Raw genomic sequence first — 23,251 nt, forward strand, 5'->3', positions numbered from 1 at the left:
GGCGCCGGTTCGTTGATCCGGGGGTAAGGTCGTGAGAGAAGGTCGGGGATGGCGGTGACGCAGCAGGCGAAGACAGGCAAGGCAGCGGACGTCGTGCTGCCCGGCGAGGACACGACTCCGGAAGTCGGAACGGGTGAGGCCCCCGCGGGTGCGCGGGAGATCGCCTCCCTGACCCCGATGATGCGCCAGTACCTGGAGGTGAAGGCGCTCCATCCGGACACGGTGCTCTTCTTCCGGTTGGGGGACTTCTACGAGATGTTCTTCGAGGACGCGGTGAAGGCCTCGGAGCTGCTCCAGATCACCCTCACGGCCCGGGCCAAGGGCGCGGACAAGATCCCCATGTGCGGGGTGCCGTACCACTCCTCGCGCCGCTACATCGCGAAGCTGGTGGAGCACGGCCTCAAGGTCGCCATCTGCGAGCAGGTGACGGAGCCGGGCGCGGGGCCGGGCATCGTGCAGCGGGAGGTGACGCGGGTCATCACCCCCGGCATGGTGCTGGACGACGAGGTGCTGGAGCCGCAGGCCAGCAACTTCCTCGCGGCCGTGTGCTGGGGGGAGGCGGGCTTCGGCGCGGCGCTGCTGGAGGCGTCCACCGGCGAGTTCTACACCTTCGAAGCGCAGGGCCTGTCGGAGCTGGTGGAGGGCCTGTCGCGCGTGGAGCCGCGCGAGCTCCTGGTGCCGCAGGGCATGCGGGACGCGCCGGAGGTGGCGCAGGTGTGCCAGCGGCTGTCGCGCGTGCCGGCCGTGGCGGAGGGCGAGGGCGCGGCCTTCGAGCCCACGCGGGCCGCCGCGTTCCTGCGCTCGCACTTCAACGTGCAGTCGCTGTCCGCGTTCGGGCTGGACGGCTCGCCGCTGGCCACCGGGGCGGCCGGGGCCGCGCTGCGCTACCTCAAGGACACGCAGAAGACGCCTGCGGCGCACGTGGACCGGCTGTCGCGTCAGGAGCGCGCGGGCTGCCTGGTGATGGACGAGTCCTCGCGCGGCAACCTGGAGGTGCTCAAGAGCCTGCGCGACGGTGGCCGCAAGGGGTCGCTGTTGGGCGTGCTGGACCGGACGGCCACGGGGCTGGGCGCGCGCAAGCTGGCGCGCTGGCTGTCCGCGCCGCTGTGTTCGCTGCCGGAGATCGAAGCGCGGCTGGACGCGGTGGAGGAGCTGTCCGGCAAGAGCGTGTGGCGCGAGGAGCTGGTGGCCACGCTCAAGGAGGTGGGCGACCTGGAGCGGCTGTGCGGCCGGCTGTCGCTGGGCGCGGGCAACGCACGGGACCTGCGCGCGCTGGGGCTGTCGCTGACGCAGCTGCCCAGGCTGGGCGCGGCGCTCGCGCGGTGTGACGCGGCGCTCTTGAAGTCGCTGGCCGGGCCGCTGGGCGCGCTGCCGGAGCTGGCGGACCTGCTGATGCGCGCGGTGACGGACGAGCCGCCGGTCGTGATTCGCGAGGGCGGCTTCATCCGGCAGGGCTTCCACGCGGAGCTGGACGACCTGGTGGCGCTGTCCACCACGGGCAAGGACTACCTGCTCAAGCTGGAGCAGCGGGAGAAGGACCGCACGGGCATCTCCTCGCTGAAGATCCGCTACAACAAGGTCTTCGGCTACTACCTGGAGGTGACGAAGGCGAACCTCCACGCGGTGCCCAAGGACTACATCCGCAAGCAGACCACGGTGGGCGCGGAGCGCTTCGTCACCGAGGAGCTGAAGGAGTACGAGGAGAAGGTCCTCACGGCGGAGGAGCGCCGCGTGGTGCTGGAGCTCCAGTTGTTCGAGGAGCTGCGCGCGAAGGTCATCGCCGCGGCGCCGCGCATCCGCTCCGCGGCGGAGGCGGTGGCCACGGCGGACGCGCTGGTGTCGTTCGCGCGGTGCGCGGCGGAGTACGGCTACACGCGGCCCCAGGTGGACGCGGGGGAGGGGCTGACCATCACCGGCGGCCGGCACCCGGTGGTGGAGCGGATGCTGGGCTCGGGCGAGTCCTTCGTCCCCAACGACGTGCGCCTGGATCCGGAGGACGCGCAGCTCCTGGTCATCACCGGCCCGAACATGGCGGGCAAGAGCACGGTGATGCGGCAGGTGGCGCTGACGGCGCTGATGGCGCAGGCGGGCTCGTTCGTGCCGGCGAAGTCCGCGCGCATCGGCCTGTGCGACCGCATCTTCACGCGCGTGGGGGCGGCGGACAACCTGGCGCGCGGGCAGTCCACGTTCATGGTGGAGATGACGGAGACGAGCCACATCCTCCATCACGCCACGAGGAAGAGCCTGGTCATCCTGGATGAGATTGGCCGTGGCACGTCCACGTTCGACGGCCTGTCCATCGCGTGGGCGGTGGCGGAGCACATCCACGACAAGGTGGGCGCGCGGTCGCTCTTCGCCACGCACTACCACGAGCTGGTGGACCTGGAGCGCGAGCGTCCCCGGGTGAAGAACCTGTGCATCGCCGTGAAGGAGCAGGGCGGCAAGGTCATCTTCCTGCGCAAGCTGATTCCCGGCGGGGCCAGCCGCTCCTACGGCATCGAGGTCGCGAAGCTCGCCGGCCTGCCGCCAGAGGTGGTGTCGCGCGCCCGCGAGCTGCTCCAGAACCTGGAGTCCGGAGAGCTGGACGACGCGGGCCGTCCCCGCGTGGCGGTGCGCTCCACGAAGCGCGCGGCTCCGGCGAACGCGGGGCAGCTGGGGTTGTTCGGGGGCGCTCCGCAGCCCGTGGCCGCGCCGCCCGTGCCTCCCGCGCACGCGGAGGTGCTGGAGTCGCTCAAGGCGGTGTCCATTGACCGGATGACGCCGCTGGATGCGCTCAACCTGCTGGCGAAGTTGAAGCAGACGCTGGGGTGAGCGGGGCGCCTTTCCGGGCGCTCCATTCGAGGCGAGCTAGCCCGGATCGAGCGCCCAGGTGCCGTCGTTCCAGCGGCGCAGCGTCATGATCGCTCCGATGGCGCTAACTCCTCCCTCATTCGCTGCGGCTTCAAGTACAGCCTTGGCTTCCGCCGTTCGGTAGCGGAGCAGAAACGCAGCGGCCATGGTTCGAACATCCGGGCGGGGATGCTTCAGCAATATGGCGAGAGCATCACGCCCGGCATCTCCGTGTTCACGGAGCGCCTGAAGCGCGGCGGTGTACTTCTTGGCGTGTTTGTTTCCTGTTTTGGCATCGCCTCGATGGATGGCATCGGTCTGGGCTTCTACGTTCTGAGCGAACTGCTCGACCAGTTGCTCCAACCTCATAACCAGATCCCCTTCTTCACGTTCTCGATCGCCAGCAACCCGAACTCACGCTGGGCTGCGTAGGACTGCCCTCTCTGCCAACGTGAGTGAGACAGTCCGTACTCGGAAGTTTAATGTGCAGGGCGACCCAGGCAGGGACGATGAATCCGGTGGTGGAAGAGGTTCGGGTCCGGGAGACCGAGGTGGTGGAGAAGGCGAAGCGTCGTCGCTTCACGGCGGAGGACAAGCGGCGCATCCTCAAGGAAGCGGACCGCTGTACGAAGCCCGGAGAGGTGGGGGCGCTGCTGCGACGTGAGGGGGTGTACTCCTCGCTGTTGAGCGTGTGGCGACGCCAGCGTGAGGCCGGAGGATTGGCGGCCCTGGCGCCTTCAGCAGTTCGACGACCCGCTCACGGAACTCCGGCGGGTATGGGGGGCGTGACTTCGGCATCGTGGGACCCTTTTCGCACAGCGGGTGGGACTCCACGAAACCGGGGCAACTTCAGCGATGAAAGCGGCGCCCTCGGCGTGCACCAGAAGTTCTTCGGCCATTGTGGATTCGTGCTGCTGGCCGGGCGTCAACGCGACGTGCAGCGGCTTACCTCCCGTCGTCGTGACGGCGTGAACTTTCGTTGAAAAACCTCCTCAAGAACGCCCCGAAGCATTGCTTCGGATCCCCCTTTTCCGCCCGCGGCGTCCTGATGCGCCCGGACGACCGATGCGTCAGCAAGGGAACCAAGCTCATCCACGTCGAGCCGCAGCGCCTTGAAGATGGCTTCCCATCGCCCAGTCTTCGCCCAGCGGTGGAAGCGGTTGCAGACCGTCTTCCAGTGACCGAACCGCTCGGGCAAGTCCCGCCACTGCACCCCGGTCTTCACACGCCACACCACTGCGTTGATGAAGTCACGGTCTCCTCGCTTCGAGTGAGGGCCGCTCCTGGAGCCCAGCAGGGGTTCGATGCGGCCCCACTCGGCATCGCTCAGTCCATGTCGGCGCATCGCTCGCGTTGATCATGCCTGGCGCCAGGCAGCAACTCTGATTGAGGCCCTGCCCCAACGTGTCAGTTAGCCGGCACGCTGGGTCGACTCTCGAACACAAGATCAGGGACAGCCCCTAATCTCTCAGTTTCACTGTCTCATTCACGTTGACAGGTTCCGATGTCCGGGACGGCACTGCCGTGCTCAAATTGCGAGACGGGCACGGCGGCGACTGGGACGAGTGGCCCGCAGACTTGCGGATACGTCAGTTCCCGTTGAGGTTGTAGTAAATCTATCAAACCGTCCGTCGGGAGCGATGGTGCTGCCACGACTCAAGCGGCTTTACCTTTGGGCTTCTGAGCACCAGCAGAGTGTTGACGCAGCAGCCGAACGAGTACGGAGAAGGCCAGCTTCGGCGGGACTGCATTGCCGATGCAGTGCGCGAGGAGACCTCGATTCGAGTTCGGCCCAAAGTCGAACCAATCTGGGAAGAACTGCACGCGCGCTGCTTCATGAGGAGTCAGCGTGCGCGCCTCCTCGGGGTGGAAATACCGCCCTTGGCCGGGGCTGCCGAACCCCGTGGTGATGGTGTGGGCGGGCTCGTTCCATTTGAGCTTCCCATACATCGCCTTGTAGCGGTGCGAGGGGTTGTCGCGATGACATCTAGGCCGGAGATGGTTCGGCAAGTCGTAAGTCTCCGGGTTCTCAAGCAGATACTTCGCCCTCTCTGCATTGGCGGGACTCAGCCGGGCTGGGGTGTCGAAGATCGACTGCACGGGGAACTTCTTCTTCTGAAGGTCCTGGATGGCCCACCGCAGGGTTCGAGGCTTCTCGATCGGCGGAAAGTCCAGCAGCCGTGAGACCTCTTCGCCACGATAGGCGACCAGGATATGGCGGACGCGTTTCTGGGGAACTCCGATGTCGACCATGCGCACCAAGCGGTGTTCCACGGTGTAGCCCAGGATGCCTCTTAGGTACTCCGTTGCTCGAAGGAGCACCTCTCCATGATCGCGACGCACCCCTTGGACGTTCTCGATGAGGACATAGCGGGGCTTGAGTACCTCGGCCGCTCGGACCATCGCCATGTACAGCTCGTTCTTCTTGTCGCGTCGGCGGGTGTGGTTGTTGAGGTCCGAGTGACCTTGACAGGGAGGGCCACCCACCAGGATGTCGACCCTGCCCACCTCGCGCCGCGTCTCTTGCTCGGCGGCCGAGAGGAGCTTTCCAGGGACCAGTCCGAACCTGGAGAGTACGTCTCCTCGGTTGTTCTTGACCTGAGAGGGGAAGTTCAAGTCGTACACGGCGCGAACGCGCTCGTCCAACTCCATGGCCAAGCGTACCTCAAGCCTCGCATTGATCGCGCGGCAGGCCTCCATGACTCCCAGGGTCAGGCCTCCCGAGCCCGCGAAGAGGTCGACCAGCCTCAAGCGCTCGGTGCCACCAAGAGGCAGCGGTCGGAGCCGGCTGCGCAGGAAGGTGGCATCACCACCATCGATTTGGTCCAGGTCGTCGCTCATGGCTTCGTGACACCTGCCTCGGAGAACCGGCGGACCAGGGCTGCTGGGTCGCGCAATGCGCACTGCCATACCACGAGAACCCGATAGCCGAGTCGCCTCAGTGCCAGCGCTTTTCGGGCATCCCGGCTGCGGTTCGCGGCCAGCTTGGCTTCCCAGAAAGCGCTGTTGCTCTTGGGCACGGTCGCCAGCTTGCAGTTGCGATGACCGTGCCAGAAGCAGCCATGGACAAATACCGCCCAGCGCGCGCTCTTGTTGGCGATATCAGGGGTTCCGGGCAAGTCCCGAGGACAGAGCCGGAACCGGGCTCCCGCCTTCCACAGGAGCCGCCGAACTTCCACCTCGGGCCGGGTGTCACGCCGCCGCACGGCTTTCATCCGGCACGAGACTTCTTCCGTTGGTCGTATCCCTGGGCGAGGGAGCGTCACGCTGGAAGGATAATCACGTCGCATCAGGTTTCAGCCGCGGAAGGCCTGGAGGCTACGGGCTTGGCGCAGCCGCCTGCCTCCATCGGGAGGGTACTCGTGGAAGTTCCGTGGGTGCATCACCCGGCCGTGGGCGCGTCGGTCCTCCGTCCGCTCAAGCTCGAAGAAGTATACGGGCTCTCCGGCAGCTATCGCCCCCAGTTCCCGGGCAGGATTCACCCCGTCGACGATGACGAGATGTCCGTTGGCATCGCGCAGCTCCACCGTGTCGCCACGGGCTCCTGTCGCGACGCTCTCAAGCGTGCCCCACACGTCCAGTGGAGGCTCCTGGCCGGGAAGCTGCGGGTGCGTCCACGCCTTGGGGCCCCACTCAAGGTAGCGCCTGCACGAGGGCCGTAGGCGGCAGCCGCGACAGTGAGGGCCGGCCTCAGCCAGGTCCTCCGCGCCAAGGGTTTTACCCGCCGGGAGCTTCGTGGAGATCGTCCGGAGCAGGGCTCGCGTTTCACCGCGCTCCATGTCACCCCACGGCACGTGGTGGCGATCGTCTCCCTCAAGGAAGAGACGCACGGCCCCGGCCCCGGCCTCTTCCGCAGCCAAAGCATACAACCGCACCTGGAGCGTCGCGTCCGGTAGCAGCTGCCCCTCTTCGTCATGGAGGCGGCCGGATTTGAAATCGATGATGTCGAAAGTGCCCAGCACCGTCTGCTCAATGCGATCGGCTCTTCCCCGTAGCCGCACCGAGGGTGCAACCAGCCAAGCCTCGTCTCCCGTCTCAAGCCGTAGGGTGTCAGGGCCCTGGCCGGTAGGCACCGCCATCAGATCCCCCAGCGGCCGTACGGGCCCGTTCTTTCCCTTCAGCACCAGCCGTGAGGCCCACCGCCGGAGGCGCATCTCCCGCAGCTCCCAGGTTCTGAGCCCCATCGCTTCACGCAGGGGAACGAGTGCCTCGGTGCTCGCCATGCCGGCCAGCTGAGCTTCCGCCTGCTGGGTCACCTCCGCCATGAGCAAGGTGCACGCCTGCTCTTGACTCAGCTCCGCCTTCCAATGGCCCTCGCTCAGCTCGCGCCGCACGTGGTGCACGAGAGTGCCGACCAGCGCGTGAAGGCTCGGAGGGAGGAGCACGGAGGCGCTCCGCTCGCCAAGCACCGAGAGCTTGCACCGCCCCAGCGCGCCGAAGCGAGATGGGGAGAATAAAGCGGGTACCTCCACTCGCTCGAACGGGCTTGGGAGTGGAGGGGGCCGCGTCATTGGTGACTCCGTGCCTCGCTGACGATCTTTTCACGCACCAGTACCTGGCGGCGCAGCAGGTTGAAGCTGTCCCAGCACATGGGCAGTCCACCCGCCTTCTTCGCCTCCCCATAGGCATGGGCAAGGATCGTCCCTGAAGGCGGCCCGTTCTCCTGGCTCCAGTCCCAGAGCGGATGCCGGATGAGGACCCACGGGGTGAGTTCACCGGCCTGTTTGCGAATCCGGAAGGCGGGGACCTTGCCGAAGCAGATGCTCTCGCCCCCGAAGCGCTCGGCCATCTGCCGTGCCAGCCCCTCCGCGAACTTCGGCCAGCGGCCGAGTTCCACGTACGCCTCGAAGTCTCCCTTCCAGAGGCCCACCCCGTAGTCCGGGTCGACCATGGCCCGGATGAACGCCAGCCCCAGCTGCCAGTCGAGCAGTCCGTGGAAGGGCTGGTTGCCGTAGCGCCGCAGACAGCGGTAGCAGGACGAGTCGCACCCGGTGTGCTTCGGGTCGAGGAACTGCTTGAGGGGGTACCTGCTCTCGTTCTCTAGAATGGACTGGACGAGGCGCGCGATGCGGGGCTGGCCACCCTCCTGCTGGACGAGCCAGTCGCAGTAGCCTGCTCCGTTCACCAAGTGATCGGTTATCTGCAGCAGGGGTCGCTGGTCCTCGCGCATGTAGCGCCGGGGCTCCAGCACGTCGAACTCCTCGGGATCGATGTCCAGTTCGAAGGCGGCCCGGCTGGCGATGATGAAGCTGGCCGAGATCGCCGCCGCGCGGATGCCCAGCCAGCGTGTCACCTCGTCGTCGGCCACGCCCTCGTCCACGCGTGAGTACAGCCGGTGGAGCGCTAGGCCGTCCTTCGTGCCGTGCGTGGCCAAGTAGAGAGAGTCCGTCGTCTTGGGCGCTGCCAGCCACAGCTTCTGCTCCGTGGACTCTGGCGTGAAACTCCGTACCCGCTTGTCTAACTCTCCGTCCGTGCAGATGATCTGGTGCTCAAGCTTGGCGCCCAAGGAGCTGTCCGTGCCCTCCTTCACGCTGAAGTAGCGCCCGGCGTTCTCGTGGTTGGGCCCTCGATTGATCCGGAACGTTCGGCTGTTGCGGTACTTGAAGGGCAGCCTCCAGGTTCCCGGGGGACCGAAGCCCTGGGCCTCCTCGAAGGGGATCCGCTCCGCCTCGGCCTGGATGGAGCGATGGCGGACACCGCCGTCGGCCTCTTCCTCGGTAGTGCGCGGGAAGAGAGGCAGGTTCGTCCGGAATGCGTTGGGAACGCAGCAGCGCCGGCGTGCGTCCAGGTCAAGCGCCGTGCCGCACTCGCACTTGGTGGCCGCCTGCTGCTTGGAGAGGTCCGTCCAGGCCTGGCAGACCTTGCACTGCACCAGCTCGAAGCTATGGCTGAACGCCGAGTCCTGGATGGTGTAGATAGCCTCCCCGCCCTTGCGGCCAATGGGCGGAGTGAGGTCGGGGGTGAAGCCCACGGCTAGGTGCTCGCGCTTGTCGATGACGACGGTGGAGCCCGGGGCGAACTCGTAGATGGCGAGATCGATGTCCCGATCCACGGTACTCCACTTGCGCTCACTGCCGCTTCGCCGCAGCCCCATGTACAGCTCGCGCACCCGGGTGGGCATGCCGTACATGGGCAGCAGGCCATACTCGGCCAGCACGTGAGCCAGCCCCATCTGCTGGATGCGGTCCACGGCGGCTCTCATGCTCTGCATGAGCTCGGGCACCTTCACCTCGAAGCTCAGCGAGCTGCCCTCCTCAAGTAGTCGCGCCAGTTTCTGGGCGTAGCTCTGCTCCTCCTCAAGTGCCTTCTCCGTCCGGGCCTGCCAGGCGCTGTCCCGGAAGAGGGCCGTGGGTAGGTACTCGCCGTGGATGTCCGAGGGGATCATCAGGTCGCCCGGGAAGGGGCGCCCCGCCTTGCGCTCCTCCTCGCGCAGACGCCGGAAGGCGCTCCACAGCCAGCCCTTGCGCACCAGTCGGCCGCCGATGCTCTCCATCCGCTTGGTGAGGAACGGCGTCGGGGGAATGTCCCCCGTCATTGCCTTGGGCTCTCGGAAGTAGAAGACGTCGTGGCTCTTGGTCCGGCAAATCGTCAGGGCCAGAGAGAAGGCTTGGCCCCGGCGTCCCGCGCGGCCCACGCGCTGCTGGTAGTTGAAGCGCTGCGGGGGCATGTTCGCCTGGAGGACGACCTGCAGCGGGCCGATGTCGATTCCCACCTCCATCGTCGTCGTCACGGCCAACAGGTCGATCTCGCTCCTGAGCTTGAAGAGCTGGTTCTGCTCCCCGAGCACCCGCTCGTCCGCTTCTTCCGTTTCGTCACTGGTGCCCTCAAGGTCCTCCAGCCGTGGAACGAAGATGCCGCGGAACTGCCGCTGGCGCTCGGCGGGCGCCTCTGTCTGCCCGGTGAGCTCCTCGCAGTGGAGCCGGAAGGCGCCATGGCCGTCGTCGCCGACGAGGGCGGCAGCGCGCTGGATGCGGCGGGTCAGGAAGCTGCGCACATGCAGCTCGGCGATGGGCCGCTTGTCCAGCTTGGCCCAGTCGAGCTGGGCGAAGCAGCGGGTGCAGACGTCGGTTCCCGGGTGCAGGTGAACACGGGAGCACTGCACACACCGGACGAAGTGGGCGTCATCCGCGACGAGCTGGATGCGGACATAGGGCATGCGGATGAGCCCGTCCTTGTGCCCGGCATCCGCGAGCTGATCGAGCGCCGCCTTCAGCTGCGGCTCCCAGTCGGTGCCCCACACCGCCTGGGCGAACTTCTTCACTTTGGGGCCCACCTGAGCGGCTTCTCTCCACTCCGGGGGCATCTTGGATTGGCCCGTGTGGTCCTTCTCGGCGAAGGGGCTGGGCCAGTACCGGTAGGCATCGGTCATCACTCGGAGCAGCGCGGCCAGCTCTCCGGCGCGCCGCTGCTTCTGCTCGGGCGTGCCCTGGAGCGGCAGCGGCACCGTCGCGTACCCCAGGCCCGACTCCTCAAGCGAGAAATACGTCTTGCTGAAGACGACATCCGTCATTACCCGGTGTACCTCGGTGACGAGGTTGACGCGGGCATTGTCCATGGCGAGCGCCTCGTCGGCCTCGTTGGAGCTTGCCCAGGTTAGCTTGCCGGTCGCGGGCTCAAGCGAGAGCAGCCGGTTCCACGGGAAGCGCATCAGCACCGTGCCGCCGGGCTGTTGGCCTGCGGGGCGATCGACTCCCGCCCCATCGTAGGGGTGGACACCACACCGGGCCATGTCCGCGATCAGGGCGGGAACCTCCGATGCCGGGCCGAGCTGCTCGGGCCTGGCAATGCCGATGATCTTGGAGAGCGCGGCGCTCGGATCGAGCAGGCTGGCAAGCTCGCTCTTCTTGGCGGCAAGCTGCGGAGACAGCAAGTCCTTGACGGGGGCAGGTGCCGTGTCGAGGGTCTGCTCGATCGCGGCACACTCGGATTCGAGCTTCGCCCGCTGACTGTCGCGGTTGGCAAGGTGGTGCCGCAGCGTGCGCACGAGCAGCTCGCGGCGGACGTCCTGGTGGTGATTCTTCTCGATGGAGAGCGCCGCCTTCGCCGCGTCCTGCCGGCTGTCCGAGAAGGACACCAGCTTGGGGATCTCCACGGGGTTGGAGATACGTTGCGCGTCGAACAGCTCGGTGGCCAGGAGCTGCGTCGTCTTGGCGAAACCAGCCCGGAAGTTCCGCAAGGGAGACAGGCGATAGCGCGTGTCGACGCGGCCTTTGTACGAGGTAAGGCAGTTGGGGCAGGAGTAGGGGACGTTGGTGCCCGGGGAGTCCCAGTTGCGCTTGTGCCCGGCGTCGCTGCTACTGCCCCTCTCGTAGTACCAGCCCTCAAGGTGCCTGCTGGGGTCGAGCTCCGAGTCCTTCAGCTTGTCCCTCTTCAGGATGCCCCCTGTTTCCCGCTCAAGGACGGCCCTCAGCCACTGGCCTTTGTCCTTGCTCTTGTCCTTGGCTTCCTCCGGAGCGTCGGAGGGGCGGGGCTTGGAACTAGGCCAGAAGAGGGCGTACTGCTGCCAGGAGAGATCCTCGAAGCGCTGGGAGGCGGCGTCGTCCGGCAGCCCCTCAAGCCTGGGCTCCTGGGGTAGGAGCTCGGCCAAGTAGGGGCTGCGGGAGAAGTCGGCCCGCATGCCCCCGAAGAACAGCTCGCCGCAGCACTCGCAGTAGACGAGCTCGAAGAGCCGGTGCTCCCGGGGGCCTTGGGGAGTGTCGATGGCGATGCGGTGCGCCTGCTCGATGGTGAGCTGGCCCACCTCGGCCCGCCGCTCCTGCTTCGTCTTCGGAGCGCCGAGGCCCTTGTAAGCCGGGGAGTAGAGGCCTTCGATGCTCCGGAAGAATGTGTGGACGCGGAACGTGGGCAGATCGGGCCCTCGGAGGTAGCCGAGCGCCTTCAGCCCATCCGCCGCGCCGCGAACGAAGAGCAGCCCGCGCAGGGCTTCCAGGTGCTCGGTGGCCGTGTGCCCTGGATCGGCCGTGGGAGGCCCGAAGAGCTTCTCCGTCAGCTCGCTCACGGGCTGCGCGCGAGTGCGCCCATCGTCCTGCTGCCAGCACGCCCACAGCAGGCGGTAGGTCGCCTCGGAGATGGCATCGGAGATGGCCTGGGGCAGGAGCTTGTCCGCTCCAATGCCGAGGGCCGCGCAGACACGCCTCCACGCGGACTCAAGGGGGGGGGCCCCGTCGGGCACCTTGGCGAACAGTGGCTGAGCCAGGGGAACGTCGGGGTCGCGCCATCCCGGGCTCTGGTGCGCCAAGAGCAGCTCGCGGAAGGGGGCTGGCTCAAGCCGCACCTTCGCGGGCTCGGTGGTGGGCTCGTAGCGGCCCTTTCGCTCGTGGCCGGACACGATGGACTGGCGCCACAGTTCCTTGGAATCCTTCTCGCTCCGGTCCGCCGGGGGCAGCCCAAACGGGCCGAACATGTCCCACAGGTATTGGGAACTCTTCTCCGCCTCCGCCTGAGGAGCGGCGGGAAGCGACGCGCTTGAGGCCAGGATACGGACCTTGCCACGCTGTTTCGCGCTCTGAGTGAGGCCCAGCCGCTCAAGCAGCATGCGCAGCAGGAAGGACACCTCGGTGCCCGCTGCGCCGCGCTGCAGGTGCAGCTCGTCGAGCACGAGGAAGAAGTACGCATCGTCCCGCTCAAGCCACTTGCGCGTCTGCTCGAAGATGGGCTCTTCGACCTCGCGGTTGAGCATGGCGCTCAGCATGCTGACGTTGGTGATGAGGATGTCCGGCGGATCCAGCTGCATGTCCCACCGGTTGGTCATCTCCCCGCCGTCCACCGACGGGAACATGAAGGGCGCGTCATCGACGCCCGTGGCGGACGGGGCCCGGCCCGCGTCCTTGGCCGTGAGCTGGAGCTTCTCAAGTCGCTGGCGAGTCGCATCATCGGGAGCCCCGAAGAGCTTCTGGTAGTCCTCGAGGAGGCTCGACCGGGAGCGCTTGCCTACCTTTGGGTCCTCCGCGAACGCGAGGAAATCCGCCGACGTGGGGTCACCGTGCTCCTTGCCGTGCTCTTCGAGCTTGGCGTGCAGGTTCTCCTGGGCCTGCCTGTCCAGGGCGTGGAGCCGCGCCTGGATCTGCCCACTTTCCAGGGCCGCCATGTACTCGAAGAGCTCGCTCAGCCGGCGGCTGCGGCGCTCCCGCTCGCCCTGCCACACGTCTTCGTACGCCACGTCACCGTTGGCATCGGCCAGCTTGTGGCCCTCAAACTTGATGGAGCCGAGCTGCTTCGCGGCGGCCTTGCCTGCCATGAGGAAGGAGTCCAGCCCGCGAGGGGTGCTCGTCGAGCCGGGATGGCCGGTGACCTCGGTGGCGCCGATGTAGCGGCCGAAGAAGATGCGGTTGCCATGAAAGTGCTCCTTCATGGCCTCGCGCGCCTCGGCAGAGTCGAGCGCCTTGCGCAGGCGCACGAGCTGGTCCTCGACCAGGGCGTTCATCGGGTACAGGACGAGCGCGCGGACCGCCGCCATGCGCTTCTCGCCCGCGCGGTGCCGCGCGAAGGCGGTGTTTAGGGGATTCTTTGCGTCGGGCCGCTTGTGCTTGGGCAGCGCGAGGTAGCGCCGCCCCTTCTTCTCCTCGGAGTAGGGCTGCCCTGTCGCCGGATCGATCCACCAGTGCTGCTCAAGGTAGCCCTTCCCGGGGGCCTCCCAGCCGACGGCCTCCTGGGAGATCCGCGCCAGCAGGGGCAGCATGAAAGATTCCGTCTTGCCCGAGCCCGTGCCGGAGGTGACGACGCCAGGCATGCCGGGCCGCACGCCCCGGTGCAGCATCTGGAGCTGGTGACGATAGGGCGCGTACTTCGCTTTGCGCTTCAGCGGCAGGCTGCCCTTCTCCTGAGGCTCCGAGCCGAACAGCCCCGCCAGGGTCAGGTCGATGAACGCGCGCCGCGCTGGCTCTGTGAAGCTGGCCAGGGGACCCTCGGGTGAGGTGTCCTGGTAGAGCGCGTCGAAGGACAGCTCCGCAGGCTCGTACCGGGGAATGGCCTCAATGAGCGGCTCGGTGCAGAAGGTGCCGGGCTGGCGCAGCAGCCGGCGCCGCTCCTCGGCCACGCTCTCGTCACCGATGCGGAAGGCGGTATCGAGGTAGCTGATGTAGAGCTCGCGGATGCGCTCGAAGTTTCCAATGGGGTCCTGCATCACTCCACCTTCCTTTGAATCCACGACTCGGGAACTGCCCGCGCGGCTAGCGGGGCGAGCTTCCTGCCGAACGGATAGACGTATGAGGTGACCACCGGGCGGCCTGCGCGCTCCTCGATGCATGGGCCGGGCGCCCCAGCGCCGACCACCGTGCACAGGCGGGCCAGCGGCAGAGGCAGGTGCAAGGGGGCGTGGGCCATGGCTCGGAGCACTCCGCCCTCAAGCGTGAAGGGCGGCCGCCCCGCCTTCTCCGCGGCATCCAGGAGCGCCCACGCTCGGGAGTAGCTCCATCCCATGGGTGTCCCTGCCCGGGTGACGACGTAGATGGGGGTGCGCTGGCCATCACTGCGCCGCTCGATGCTCACCTCGCCCGGCTCTTCCGCGTTCAACTTGAAGGCGCCACTCTTCCAGCACCAGGTCGCCTCGCGCACATACATCTCCGGAGGCTCGTCCCGCGCGAGTTCGTCGCAGACGGTGAAATGCGGGGGGACGAGGGACGCTTCGGGCCAGTCGATGAACTCAGGCGGGGCGAAGGCCAGCTCCCAGGAGAGGGCCTTGAGCGGCTCTAGGGCTCCATCTTCCGCCTCCAGGTGGATGATGGGAGGTTGGAAGCGGTTGGGGGGCGCCGCGTAGGTCACCTGCAGGCCGTGCTTACGGCTCTCCGGCTCAACGCGCCTGGAGATCGTCTGCGGCAGTAGGCCCAGCACGGTGCCGCTGAAGCGGTTTCCCCGCCGGGAGATGACGAGCCGCGGCTTGCGGGCCACGACGAGCGTCTGCCTGCCATTCAAGCGCAGCAGTGTATCGATGGCGCCCACCTCTGCCAGCGACCGGAGCAGGTGGTAGCGCAGTGAGTGGTGCTCGTCCGTGTGCGTGAGCCGGGCTAGGTGCTCGTGGACTTCCCGCAGGGGGATGCCGCTGCGGCTGTGCGCGATGGAGGAGAGGACATCCAGCAGGAGCGCGGCCTCCCTGGAGTAGTCGCCGCTCACCTTTTTCGTGTCCTGGAGGTACCTGTCCAGGTCCGTCGGTGCACACTCGCTCCCTGCCGGACGGACACTGGAGTGTGCAGCCTTCACGTAGGCGGAGTGGATGGTCCGCGCCTCGTGCCGCTCGACGATCGGCACGTACTCGGAGCCCTCCCGAACGAAGACGGAGCCGGTCTCTCCCGAGAAGGCCCGCTTCCAGTGGCGCCGGTCTTTTTGAAGAGGCGAGAAGTCGTCGTCCGGCAGGACCGGTTTTGGCGCGTCTCCGACGAAGACGATCATCGTCGGGGAGTTGTTGGGGCCGATGGCCAGCCACGGAAAACCCTTGATAGCCACGAGGGACATCTCTCCGACGCCGGGCCCGAGCCAGCGCGCCGTCGCATCGAAGAACAGCATGTCCATGGTGCGGGTGCGGTCCCAGGTCGTAAGGCCCAGGGGAATCTCGCCCACCGGGCCGCGGAGGGTCTTGAGCCGGCGCGAGGTCGTCTCAAGCCAGAAGTCTCCGCTCGGCAGCCCCTTATGGTCGATCGCGAGGCTCAAGGCATCCAGGGAGACCTTCGCCTCGCCCCGGCGCTCCAGGGCATAGCCTTCGATGTGCACCTTCCAGGTCGCAGCCACGTGCAACTCGTCGAGAGCCTTGAGGTCAAGGCCTGCGGGAAGGTGCCACTCCGCTGCCTGTTGCTCGTCAGTGATGCGTTGGCACGGTAACCACGAGCCTGCGACGGCGACCTCGACCTTCTCGGCGCCGGGCGCGTGGATGCGTGGCAGGTAGCCGTTCAGCCGATAGAAACCGCCCATCGAGGTGCGTAGCCCTCCCACGAAGTGAGGTCGTTGGGGCTCCGTCGTATGGAGAAGCGCGTAGACGCCCTCAAGTCCTTCGGGCGGCGAATCCAACTGGTGTAGCTGGCAACCTTCGACCTCTCGCCACCCTGGAAGCGCACACTGGGTCTTCTTCCCTCCAAACGTCCGCACGAAGGCCTCGACCCTGTCATCGCGGACGAGGGCACGGTCGCACTCTGCCAGCTCTTCGCCATGGGCGAGCCGGTACTCGCCCGTGATGACCCGTAACAAGGGCACGACACCGCTCGCGAAGGCCCGTCGGGCCGCGCTCGTGAGGAGCTGTTCGAACGGCTGCCGCTGCGAACGGGCGGAGGCTTCCGGTACGAACCGGTAGCTGAAATCTCCTGCCTTGAAGCCGAGATCTTCACGGGTGAAGCCGGGCCTGTCGGCGTACTGCTCGGTGCAGGCGACGTAGAGGTCGAGCAGGTCGTCTTCGTCGAGGCGAGCCATCAGCGTGGTATGGCCAGTGCGCTCTAGCCCGCTCGTCCGTTCCAGACCGGGCGTACTCGCCTCCTGCGCCACGGCGCGCCAGAACGGGCTCTCTCCTGGATCCCGGCCGCTCTGCAGGTACTTGTTGAAGAAGCTGTCCAACTCCTTTTGGAACTCCTTGCCGAAGACCTGTTTCGAGCGGCGCAACGCCTCCAGCACTGGCGTGATGGGAGGTTTGTCCACGAGCAGATCCGCTTTCTCCAGCACAGCTCTCAGCTGTAGCCGATCCGCGTGGTTGGGAAAGACCAGATAAAAGGAGCGCCCGATGATCTTTCGATAGGTGTCGCGTGGTGGGAGGATCAGCTCCCGGTGCCGGTCGCGATGGCACTGCGTCCAGTCGGCGAGATCGTCCCAGACGTCTTCCAGGCTGCCGGACTCCCGGGTGGAGGAGAAGCTGCTGACAGGTCTCCCAAGCATCAGACCCATGCGGGGATAGAACTGCCCTTCATGCGGAGGGTAGCCCGATGCAACCAAGCAGGTCAGCCAGAGGCAGCCGAAGAAGTATGGCTCTTTGTCGCTGAAGCGGCTCCAATACGCGTCGGGGCTACCGCTGCGGAGACGGTACTGGAGGTAGTAGCTCTCGAAGGTGCACCTCTCCTTGTCGAGCTCCTGGCAGATGGCATCCGAGAAGGCCTTCAGCACCTCCTGCGCATGCTCGGGGGACTCTCCCACGATGATGCAGAGTTCCTTGATGGAAGCCGGGATGTACCTGATCGGCTCCGGACTCATGCTTCTGGTGAACGTGTGGGCGAAGAGCCATTCGTTCCAGTCGGAGTAAGAAGCGCTTTTCCAGGGCCTCGGCGGCAGCGCCGATGGAGTCGGAGCTTCTGGAACTACAGCGGTCATTCGAATATCCCGACCTTGATGCGGACCCACCGTGATTGCGATGGTGGTGGAGTAGTACAATGTCAGTAGACCGACCCCTGTCCCCAGCACGTTGAGCCACTTCGCAGGGTAAGGAGCCACAACATCTGGGCCGATCAGGCTGAAGGGCCCACTGCATCGGGCCGGATGCTAGCCGTACCGTGGGCAGAAAGGTTGCTTGAAGCATCGCGCCACGACAAGCCTTCGTATGACTAAGTAGGTCGCCAGAAGTTCTCTAACAAATCGCGCAGCCAGAAGCCCTCGGCGAGGCAGCCCGCCTTGCGGAGGGCGTCCTGAGGTGAAAGGCCCAGCACCCACTGGAGTGCGGCGTCGACGTGCTGCTCCACCGTCGGGTACTGCCGGTTGGCTGAAACGCGCTGCTTGAGCGGACGCCAAAGGTGGTCCATGCAGTTGAGTTCCGAGCGCTGCTTGGCCGGGTCGCCATCACGATACGCGTGCCGGTGCGCGGATTGATGGCCCCCCACAACGTGCTCTTGGCATTCTCGCCGGTAATCTTCACCAGCGACTGCTCGGCCACCGGAGCTCACGCCGCGCGCAGTGGTGGAAACCAGCGCAGCACGGTGCTGTCCATGACCAGCAGCACCGCACGGGGCCACTGGCGCTTGAGCCGCTTCAGACGGCGAACAAGGCCACTTTTTTTTGCCCCGGGTGCGGTGCTGCTGTTGCGTACACGTACCGCGGTCGCTTCCACGCCAGGCCCGCCTCATGCAACCGTCGGCGCAGCGTACGGGCTGACACCTCGAAACCCTTCCGATTGAGGTGGGTGCATAGCAGCGGCACCGTCCAGCCATGGCTGGCCCATCCCGCCTTCTGTGGGCTGGTGCGTACCACCCTGCGCAGACGCTTGGAGGTGAGACGCGGGGCTGCTCTGGGGCGGCCCGAGCGCGGGGCATGCACCAGTGCAGACGGGGTGCGCTCCGTCAGGTAGCGCTCCAGCCAGAAGTAGACGGCCGGCCGGCTCAAGGCCGCCAGGTGCGCGGCCTCGCCCGGGCTCTTACCCTCGCCGATGAGCTTGATGGCCAGAAGGCGACGGAAGTGGCGGGCATCGCGTGCCTGCCGCAGCGCCCGCTTCTGCCTGTCGTATGCTGTCAGCCCCAGTTCGGCAGGGCTCCTTGCCGGTCGCATGCATCAGAAACTGTGCATGCGGCCGGAATTTGTCTCGGAACTTCTGGCGGCCTACTTAGCCTGGATCGAGCGCCCACGTCCCTTCTTCCCAACGCTTCAATGCCTGCTGTGCTCCGAAAGGGCCCAATCCTTGTCCCTTGGCGGCATCTTCCAGGACCGCCTTGGCTTCAGCCGTCCGGTAGCGGAGCAGATGGGCGGCGGCCATCACGCGCACATCCATTCGCTCGTGTTTGAGCAGCACGCTGAGCGCGTCACGTCCGGCATCGCCGTGCGCGAAGAGCTTGTCGACGGCGGCACCGTACTTCCTGGCGTGCTTGTTCCCGGTCTTGGCGTCTCCCCGGAAGATGGCCTCGTTCTGCGCGACTACGTTCTGGGCGAACTGCTCGACAAGCTCCAGCATCTTCAACTCGTAGGGCACGTGGTCCTCGCCTCGATATGCTTGTGTACCTAAAAGGTCGTCTGTACTGGACTTTTAGGGTTTTGACGATGAAGACTCCCCGGGCGGCGTGCTCGCGCCCCTGCGCATGCCCGGAGGAGCCATGACCCCGTCCACCCCTGATCGCGGAGGCAGCACCCAGCCCGCGCGTCGCCTGCCTTCGCCGACACCTGACGCGCCGCGCTTCCTCTTCTCCGTCCAGGGCATCCGTTACGAGGCGATCCGCGAGCTGGTGCGGATGCAGACTGGGGAGCTGTTGTTGCTGACCCGTCGGCGGCAGGTGGCGGATGGCGCATTGTCGGGCCTGTGCCTCGTGCGCCGGCTGCCCAATCCCTCCACCTACCTGCGCCGCAAGCGGCTGATGGAGGAGGTGCAGCTGGCCTTCCGCCTCAACCATCCCGGCATCGCTCAGGTCTACTTCCGGAAGGTGCACGAGGACTTCCTCCACGTCGTCATGGAGCACGTGGACGGGCCTTCGCTGGAGACGCTGGTCAGCGCCGGGGTCGCGCGCGGCAGGCCTGTCTCCGAGTCCTTTGGCCTCTACGTGGGGGCGGAGCTCGCGGAGGCGCTGCATCACGCGCACACGCTGACGGACGAGGAGGGCCGGCCGCTCGGCATCATCCACCGCGACGTCAACCCCCGGCATGTCTACGTGGGAGCGCACGGCGGCGTGAAGCTGACGAACTTCGGCGCGGCGTACTCGGTGATGGTGGGGCGCGAGGAGTCGCCCATGAACCTCGTCCGGGGAGACGTGGCCTATGCCTCACCCGAGTACCTGGAGAAGCAGCCGCTGTCGCCACGCTCCGATGTCTTCAGCCTGGGCGTGCTGCTGGTGGAGTTGCTCACCGGCAAGCACCTCTTCGACGTGCAGGACGTGTCCTTCGATTCCACGGGGCTGCCGCCCCTGCAGATTGAAGTCTTCCCCTCCTTGCCGCTGACGCAGATGCGCATCCTGCTCGCCCGGTTCAGCCCGGCGGACGTCGAGGCGGCGGTCGCGGGGCTCTCGCCGGACGTGAAGGCGCTGCTGCACACGGCCCTGCGCGCCGACCCGACGGAGCGCTTCGCCACGGCGTCGGAGATGCGTGACGCGCTCCGTGCCGCGTTGGCTCGACGGCATCCAGGCTATGGGCGCCACGAGGCGTCCAAGGAGGTGGCGACCGTGCTGGCCGAGGGCGGTGGCCTGCGGGACGCGGTGGAGTTCGGCGAGGGGGGCCTCTTCCCTGAAGGGCTGGAGGCGCACGAATTCGGAGGCCTGCCTCCGCGGAAATAGCAGCCTTCAGCGGGTCAGGACGGTGGCGACATGGAGGAGCGCTTCCAACTTCTCCGCGTCCAGTTTGCGCGCGAGGTAGAGCAGCCGCTTCAGGGCGGGGGTCTCGTCCTCGCGGGGACGCGGGCGCTGGCCCTTGCGGCCTCGCACCAGGGCGGTGAGGCCCAGCATGTCCTCCGGCGACACCTTCAGCTCCGTGCACAACCGGTAGAGCGTCGGGACGCTGGGAAGCATCTTCCCGCGCTCCAGGCGGCTGTAGACGGTGGAGAGCAGACCGACGCGAGGACCCACCTCGGCCTGCGTCAGGCCCTGTTCTTCGCGGGCGGCGCGGGCGGTTCTGCCGATGGTGATGGCCAGTTCTTCGTTCATGGGACCGGCTCGGGAGCAGGTGGAGGAAGGAGGATGCGCGGCTGGGGCGTCCCAGGTGCCGCGCGAGGTGTATCAGACGATACCGGGCTGCTGGCAGCGCGCACGCCCGCGCGAAGAGGACGTCGCATGCGAGTGGCCCGAAGCGCCCAGGGAAGGACGACATGAGGCCGCCACCCGCCATCCTGCCGCCCGGGGCTGAGGTGCTGGGCTACACGGTGGAGCGCCAGCTGGGGCAGGGCGGCTTCGGCACGGTGTACCTCGCGCGCAACGCGGGCCAGCCCTTCGCCTTGAAGCTGCTGCACCTGCCGCGCGTGGGGGACCGGGTGGAGCGTGAGGTCTCCATCCTCTTGAAGCTGCGCCACCCCAACGTGGTGGGGCTTCAGGGCCATGGCCTGTGGCCACCCGGGGCGCCGCGGTTCGGCGTCATCGCCATGGAGTACGTGGACGGGCGCCGGCTGGACGTCTGGGCGGACGAGGAGAACCCCTCGGCGCGGCAGGTAACGCGCGTGGCGCTGGATGTCGCGCGGGCGCTGGCGGCTTCGCACGCGGCGGGAGTGCTGCACCGGGACGTCAAGGAGGCCAACGTCATGGTGCGGGCCCTGGACGGCGTGGCCAAGCTGGTGGACTTCGGCATCGGCGACTACGAGGGCGCGCGAGGCCTGACGGTGGACATCCTCCCGCCGGGGACTCCGGAGTACCGCGCTCCGGAGGCGTGGCGCTTCTTCCGGCAGCATGTCCACGTGCCTGGTGCCCGGTACGAAGCCGGGCCCTCGGACGACCTGTGGGCGCTGGGCCTGGTCCTCTACACGCTGCTGACGGCGCGCAAGCCTTTCGATGAGGCCGACGACCCCAGCTTCATCGAGGCCGTCATGACGCGTGATCCGGTGCCGCCGCACGCGGAGAACGCACGGGTGCCCCGCGCGCTGAGCGACGTGTGCATGTGCCTCCTGGAGAAGACGCCGGAGACGCGGACGTTGAGCGCCCTGGCCGCCGTGACGGAGTTGGAGCGGGTGCTGGCGGACGCGGATGCGACATGGGACGTGCCGATCTGCGATGCCTACGGCGAGGACACCGCGACGACGGAGGGCGACAAGGACAGTGAGGAGAAGTGGCTGCATGCGCCCCTGTACCGGCCTCGACGGGGCAGGCGGGTTCCGCCTCCTGCTGATGAGGCAACGCCGTCCGCGCCGGGGACCGAGGCGAAGCCGAGCAGGCCTGTTTCTCCGTGGGTATTTGCCGTCGTGCTGTTGGTGTTGGCCGCGGTGGGGGCGCTGTGGCTTCGAGCCTCACGCGTTCCAGGGGAGCCCCCAGCCCGTCAGGAAGTAGCGGCTTCAGGCAAGTCGCCTCAAGCTGCCCGCGCCGCGACCCCCACCGGGCCGGAGGCCCCCGCCGCGGCCGTCGCCCTCTCCGCGACGCACCAGGAGGATTCCGCCACCGTGACGACGCCGCAGAAAGACACGCAGCCCCTTCAGCTCCCCCAGAAGCCCGCGAAGAAAGGCATGGGCGTCATGGCCCGTGCGGTGAGCACGGCGGCGGCTTGCACGGCGCTCGCGTGTCCTGGAGCGCAGGTGCGCCAGCCTCCGCCGCCGGAGCCGTGTCCGATTGGCGCGGTGAAGGCCATGGAGAAGCGGGGAGCCAGAATCGGAGACAAGCAGCCGACGCTCTTCGCTCAAGGAATCCCTCATCTCATTTCAATCGGAGAGGGGCCTGTTGAAGTGCGCCTCCTGGGGGGCTGGAAGGGGCTGCCAGGCGACAGCGTCGTGTCCGGGCGCAGCATCGTGCGCGACCGCGTCTATGTTCGTCTCACCTGGGCAACGACGCCCCAAGGCGACAGCTTCCCTGTCTGTTTTGACGTGCATGCCGAAGAGGGGCCGCGAGGGATGGCGCGAGAAGCAGGTGATGACTCTCCCTCCCGCGCGCGCATCTGGACGACGGCATATGTGAAGGCCGTCGCTGAGTTCGAATAGCGACTCCAAAGGGAAGATCATCGAGTGCAATCTTCAGTGCAGGTCGTCCTCCTGGGGCTGCTCCTTGTCGGGAGCGCCGCGGTTGCACAGTTGGAGGACGCGTCTTCAGTGCCCGGAGCACGTCGCATCGAACTGGGCTCGGATGGAGCTGGCAGCGTTGGTGAAGTGATGGTCAGCCCGGGCCTCTCCACGATGCTTCTCTTCGACTCGGAGTTGCAGCGGGAGAGCATCGAACTGGAAGGCCGGGAGCGCTTCTCGCTGGTGGATGTGGGGCAGGCCACTCTCAGGCTCGTGCCTTCGGCGAGCGCCACGCCAGGCGAGAAGTTCAAACTCGTCGCGCGCTTTCGGGACGGCGCCGCGCCCTTGGCGGTGGTGTTCCTGCTGAGGGTCCATCCGGCGAAAGCCGAGGCCACCCTTGAGGTCTTCCGGAAACGGCGGACGATCGAGTCGTATCAGCAGGAGCTCCGGGATGTGCGAGCGGAGGCGTTCCATTGCCGGGAAGAGCTGGTGCGCATGACGTCCGAGCATGAGACCCCGGGCGGCCTGACAGGCATTCTCTACAGCGGGGGATTGGACCCGAACGGCGTAGCGGGGCACGTCCTGACCAAGGCCGTCGTGCAAACGTCGCCCCACCACTTGGAGGCATCGCTCGTCAATAGCTATCGGTCCAGCAAGCTGGTGGCCGTGGATGTCTGGATCCAGGTGAAGGCGGGAACGCAGCCGTGGACCGCGGAGGGGGCGGTGCTCAAAGGCAGGTCGGGTGAGGAGTTGAAGATCCTCCGCGTGTGGCAAGCAACGCCCATCCTGCCAGGAGGCCCCGGGGCACGCGTGTTCGTGGAGGCCGAGGCGCCAGTGGCTGCCCTCCAAGGACCGTTCTCACTCAAGCTCTGGGAAGCAAACGGTCCCCGGAACATCACGCTGGGGAACGTGACGTTTCCTTGA

15 protein-coding genes and 1 pseudogene are annotated in these 23,251 nt (G+C 67.0%); 5 read left to right on the forward strand and 11 right to left on the reverse strand.

Going from position 1 to position 23,251, the window contains the following annotated elements:
• Nucleotides 1-48: 48 nt before the first annotated feature.
• Entirely contained in the window at nucleotides 49-2,811 is a 2,763-nt protein-coding gene (gene mutS, locus JYJ93_RS22545; protein WP_206794512.1) for a DNA mismatch repair protein MutS, read from the forward strand.
• Nucleotides 2,812-2,847: 36 nt separating this feature from the next.
• Here the strand turns inward: mutS and JYJ93_RS22550 are convergent, their stop codons facing one another.
• The gene (locus tag JYJ93_RS22550; protein WP_206794514.1) at nucleotides 2,848-3,198 is read right to left on the reverse strand and encodes a DUF2019 domain-containing protein; all 351 of its coding nucleotides are present in this window, start codon (nucleotides 3,196-3,198) and stop codon (nucleotides 2,848-2,850) included.
• Nucleotides 3,199-3,338: 140 nt separating this feature from the next.
• Here JYJ93_RS22550 and JYJ93_RS40825 point away from each other — a divergent pair.
• Nucleotides 3,339-3,566 (forward strand): annotated as a pseudogene (locus JYJ93_RS40825) (transposase); the annotation flags it as partial.
• Between the two features lie 919 nt (nucleotides 3,567-4,485).
• On the opposite strand, the gene JYJ93_RS22565 reads toward JYJ93_RS40825, so the two are convergent.
• The 9 genes from JYJ93_RS22565 to JYJ93_RS22605 form a co-directional block, all read right to left on the reverse strand.
• Nucleotides 4,486-5,670: a DNA cytosine methyltransferase gene (locus JYJ93_RS22565; protein WP_206794520.1), complete on the reverse strand. Its 1,185-nt coding sequence runs from the start codon at nucleotides 5,668-5,670 to the stop codon at nucleotides 4,486-4,488.
• Complete coding sequence (locus JYJ93_RS22570; RefSeq protein ID WP_242543895.1) at nucleotides 5,667-6,044, reverse strand: very short patch repair endonuclease; 378 nt, start codon at nucleotides 6,042-6,044, stop codon at nucleotides 5,667-5,669. Before JYJ93_RS22570 ends, JYJ93_RS22565 begins: the two co-directional genes overlap by 4 nt.
• 81 nt (nucleotides 6,045-6,125) lie before the next feature.
• Nucleotides 6,126-7,340 (reverse strand): PD-(D/E)XK nuclease family protein, encoded by a 1,215-nt coding sequence (locus tag JYJ93_RS22575; RefSeq protein WP_206794523.1) that lies wholly within the window; start codon nucleotides 7,338-7,340, stop codon nucleotides 6,126-6,128.
• Entirely contained in the window at nucleotides 7,337-13,951 is a 6,615-nt protein-coding gene (locus JYJ93_RS22580; RefSeq protein ID WP_206794525.1) for a DEAD/DEAH box helicase, read from the reverse strand. Before JYJ93_RS22580 ends, JYJ93_RS22575 begins: the two co-directional genes overlap by 4 nt.
• On the reverse strand, nucleotides 13,951-17,166 hold the full coding sequence (locus JYJ93_RS22585) for a hypothetical protein (RefSeq protein WP_206794526.1): 3,216 nt from the start codon (nucleotides 17,164-17,166) through the stop codon (nucleotides 13,951-13,953). The genes JYJ93_RS22580 and JYJ93_RS22585 overlap by 1 nt, the downstream gene beginning before the upstream one ends.
• A 170-nt stretch (nucleotides 17,167-17,336) precedes the next feature.
• The gene (locus JYJ93_RS22590) at nucleotides 17,337-17,531 is read right to left on the reverse strand and encodes a hypothetical protein (protein ID WP_206794528.1); all 195 of its coding nucleotides are present in this window, start codon (nucleotides 17,529-17,531) and stop codon (nucleotides 17,337-17,339) included.
• Between the two features lie 137 nt (nucleotides 17,532-17,668).
• Nucleotides 17,669-17,836: a hypothetical protein gene (locus JYJ93_RS22595; RefSeq protein ID WP_206800722.1), complete on the reverse strand. Its 168-nt coding sequence runs from the start codon at nucleotides 17,834-17,836 to the stop codon at nucleotides 17,669-17,671.
• Complete coding sequence (locus JYJ93_RS22600; protein ID WP_242543896.1) at nucleotides 17,758-18,270, reverse strand: helix-turn-helix domain-containing protein; 513 nt, start codon at nucleotides 18,268-18,270, stop codon at nucleotides 17,758-17,760. The genes JYJ93_RS22595 and JYJ93_RS22600 overlap by 79 nt, the downstream gene beginning before the upstream one ends.
• A 55-nt stretch (nucleotides 18,271-18,325) precedes the next feature.
• Complete coding sequence (locus JYJ93_RS22605; protein ID WP_206800419.1) at nucleotides 18,326-18,676, reverse strand: DUF2019 domain-containing protein; 351 nt, start codon at nucleotides 18,674-18,676, stop codon at nucleotides 18,326-18,328.
• A gap of 133 nt (nucleotides 18,677-18,809) precedes the next feature.
• Here JYJ93_RS22605 and JYJ93_RS22610 point away from each other — a divergent pair, with 133 nt between their 5' ends.
• Complete coding sequence (locus JYJ93_RS22610) at nucleotides 18,810-19,976, forward strand: serine/threonine-protein kinase (protein WP_206794530.1); 1,167 nt, start codon at nucleotides 18,810-18,812, stop codon at nucleotides 19,974-19,976.
• A 6-nt stretch (nucleotides 19,977-19,982) separates the two neighbouring features.
• Here the strand turns inward: JYJ93_RS22610 and JYJ93_RS22615 are convergent, their stop codons facing one another.
• The gene (locus JYJ93_RS22615; protein WP_206794532.1) at nucleotides 19,983-20,342 is read right to left on the reverse strand and encodes a helix-turn-helix transcriptional regulator; all 360 of its coding nucleotides are present in this window, start codon (nucleotides 20,340-20,342) and stop codon (nucleotides 19,983-19,985) included.
• A gap of 161 nt (nucleotides 20,343-20,503) precedes the next feature.
• On the opposite strand from JYJ93_RS22615, the gene JYJ93_RS22620 reads away from it, so the two are divergent.
• Together JYJ93_RS22620 and JYJ93_RS22625 are read left to right on the forward strand one after the other, a co-directional pair.
• Nucleotides 20,504-22,309 (forward strand): serine/threonine-protein kinase, encoded by a 1,806-nt coding sequence (locus tag JYJ93_RS22620; protein ID WP_206794533.1) that lies wholly within the window; start codon nucleotides 20,504-20,506, stop codon nucleotides 22,307-22,309.
• Between the two features lie 36 nt (nucleotides 22,310-22,345).
• On the forward strand, nucleotides 22,346-23,251 hold the full coding sequence (locus JYJ93_RS22625; protein WP_269012423.1) for a DUF2381 family protein: 906 nt from the start codon (nucleotides 22,346-22,348) through the stop codon (nucleotides 23,249-23,251).

The sequence above is a fragment of the Corallococcus sp. NCSPR001 genome, from assembly GCF_017309135.1.
Taxonomy (GTDB): domain Bacteria; phylum Myxococcota; class Myxococcia; order Myxococcales; family Myxococcaceae; genus Corallococcus.

Excerpts from the sequence above, each read along its gene's own strand:
- mutS (WP_206794512.1), top strand. The coding sequence starts at position 49 with ATGGCGGTGACGCAGCAGGCGAAGACAGGCAAGGCAGCGGACGTCGTG.
- JYJ93_RS22550 (WP_206794514.1), bottom strand. The coding sequence starts at position 3,198 with ATGAGGTTGGAGCAACTGGTCGAGCAGTTCGCTCAGAACGTAGAAGCC.
- JYJ93_RS22565 (WP_206794520.1), bottom strand. The coding sequence starts at position 5,670 with ATGAGCGACGACCTGGACCAAATCGATGGTGGTGATGCCACCTTCCTG.
- JYJ93_RS22570 (WP_242543895.1), bottom strand. The coding sequence starts at position 6,044 with ATGAAAGCCGTGCGGCGGCGTGACACCCGGCCCGAGGTGGAAGTTCGG.
- JYJ93_RS22575 (WP_206794523.1), bottom strand. The coding sequence starts at position 7,340 with ATGACGCGGCCCCCTCCACTCCCAAGCCCGTTCGAGCGAGTGGAGGTA.
- JYJ93_RS22580 (WP_206794525.1), bottom strand. The coding sequence starts at position 13,951 with ATGCAGGACCCCATTGGAAACTTCGAGCGCATCCGCGAGCTCTACATC.
- JYJ93_RS22590 (WP_206794528.1), bottom strand. The coding sequence starts at position 17,531 with ATGGACCACCTTTGGCGTCCGCTCAAGCAGCGCGTTTCAGCCAACCGG.
- JYJ93_RS22600 (WP_242543896.1), bottom strand. The coding sequence starts at position 18,270 with ATGCGACCGGCAAGGAGCCCTGCCGAACTGGGGCTGACAGCATACGAC.
- JYJ93_RS22610 (WP_206794530.1), top strand. The coding sequence starts at position 18,810 with ATGACCCCGTCCACCCCTGATCGCGGAGGCAGCACCCAGCCCGCGCGT.
- JYJ93_RS22615 (WP_206794532.1), bottom strand. The coding sequence starts at position 20,342 with ATGAACGAAGAACTGGCCATCACCATCGGCAGAACCGCCCGCGCCGCC.
- JYJ93_RS22620 (WP_206794533.1), top strand. The coding sequence starts at position 20,504 with ATGAGGCCGCCACCCGCCATCCTGCCGCCCGGGGCTGAGGTGCTGGGC.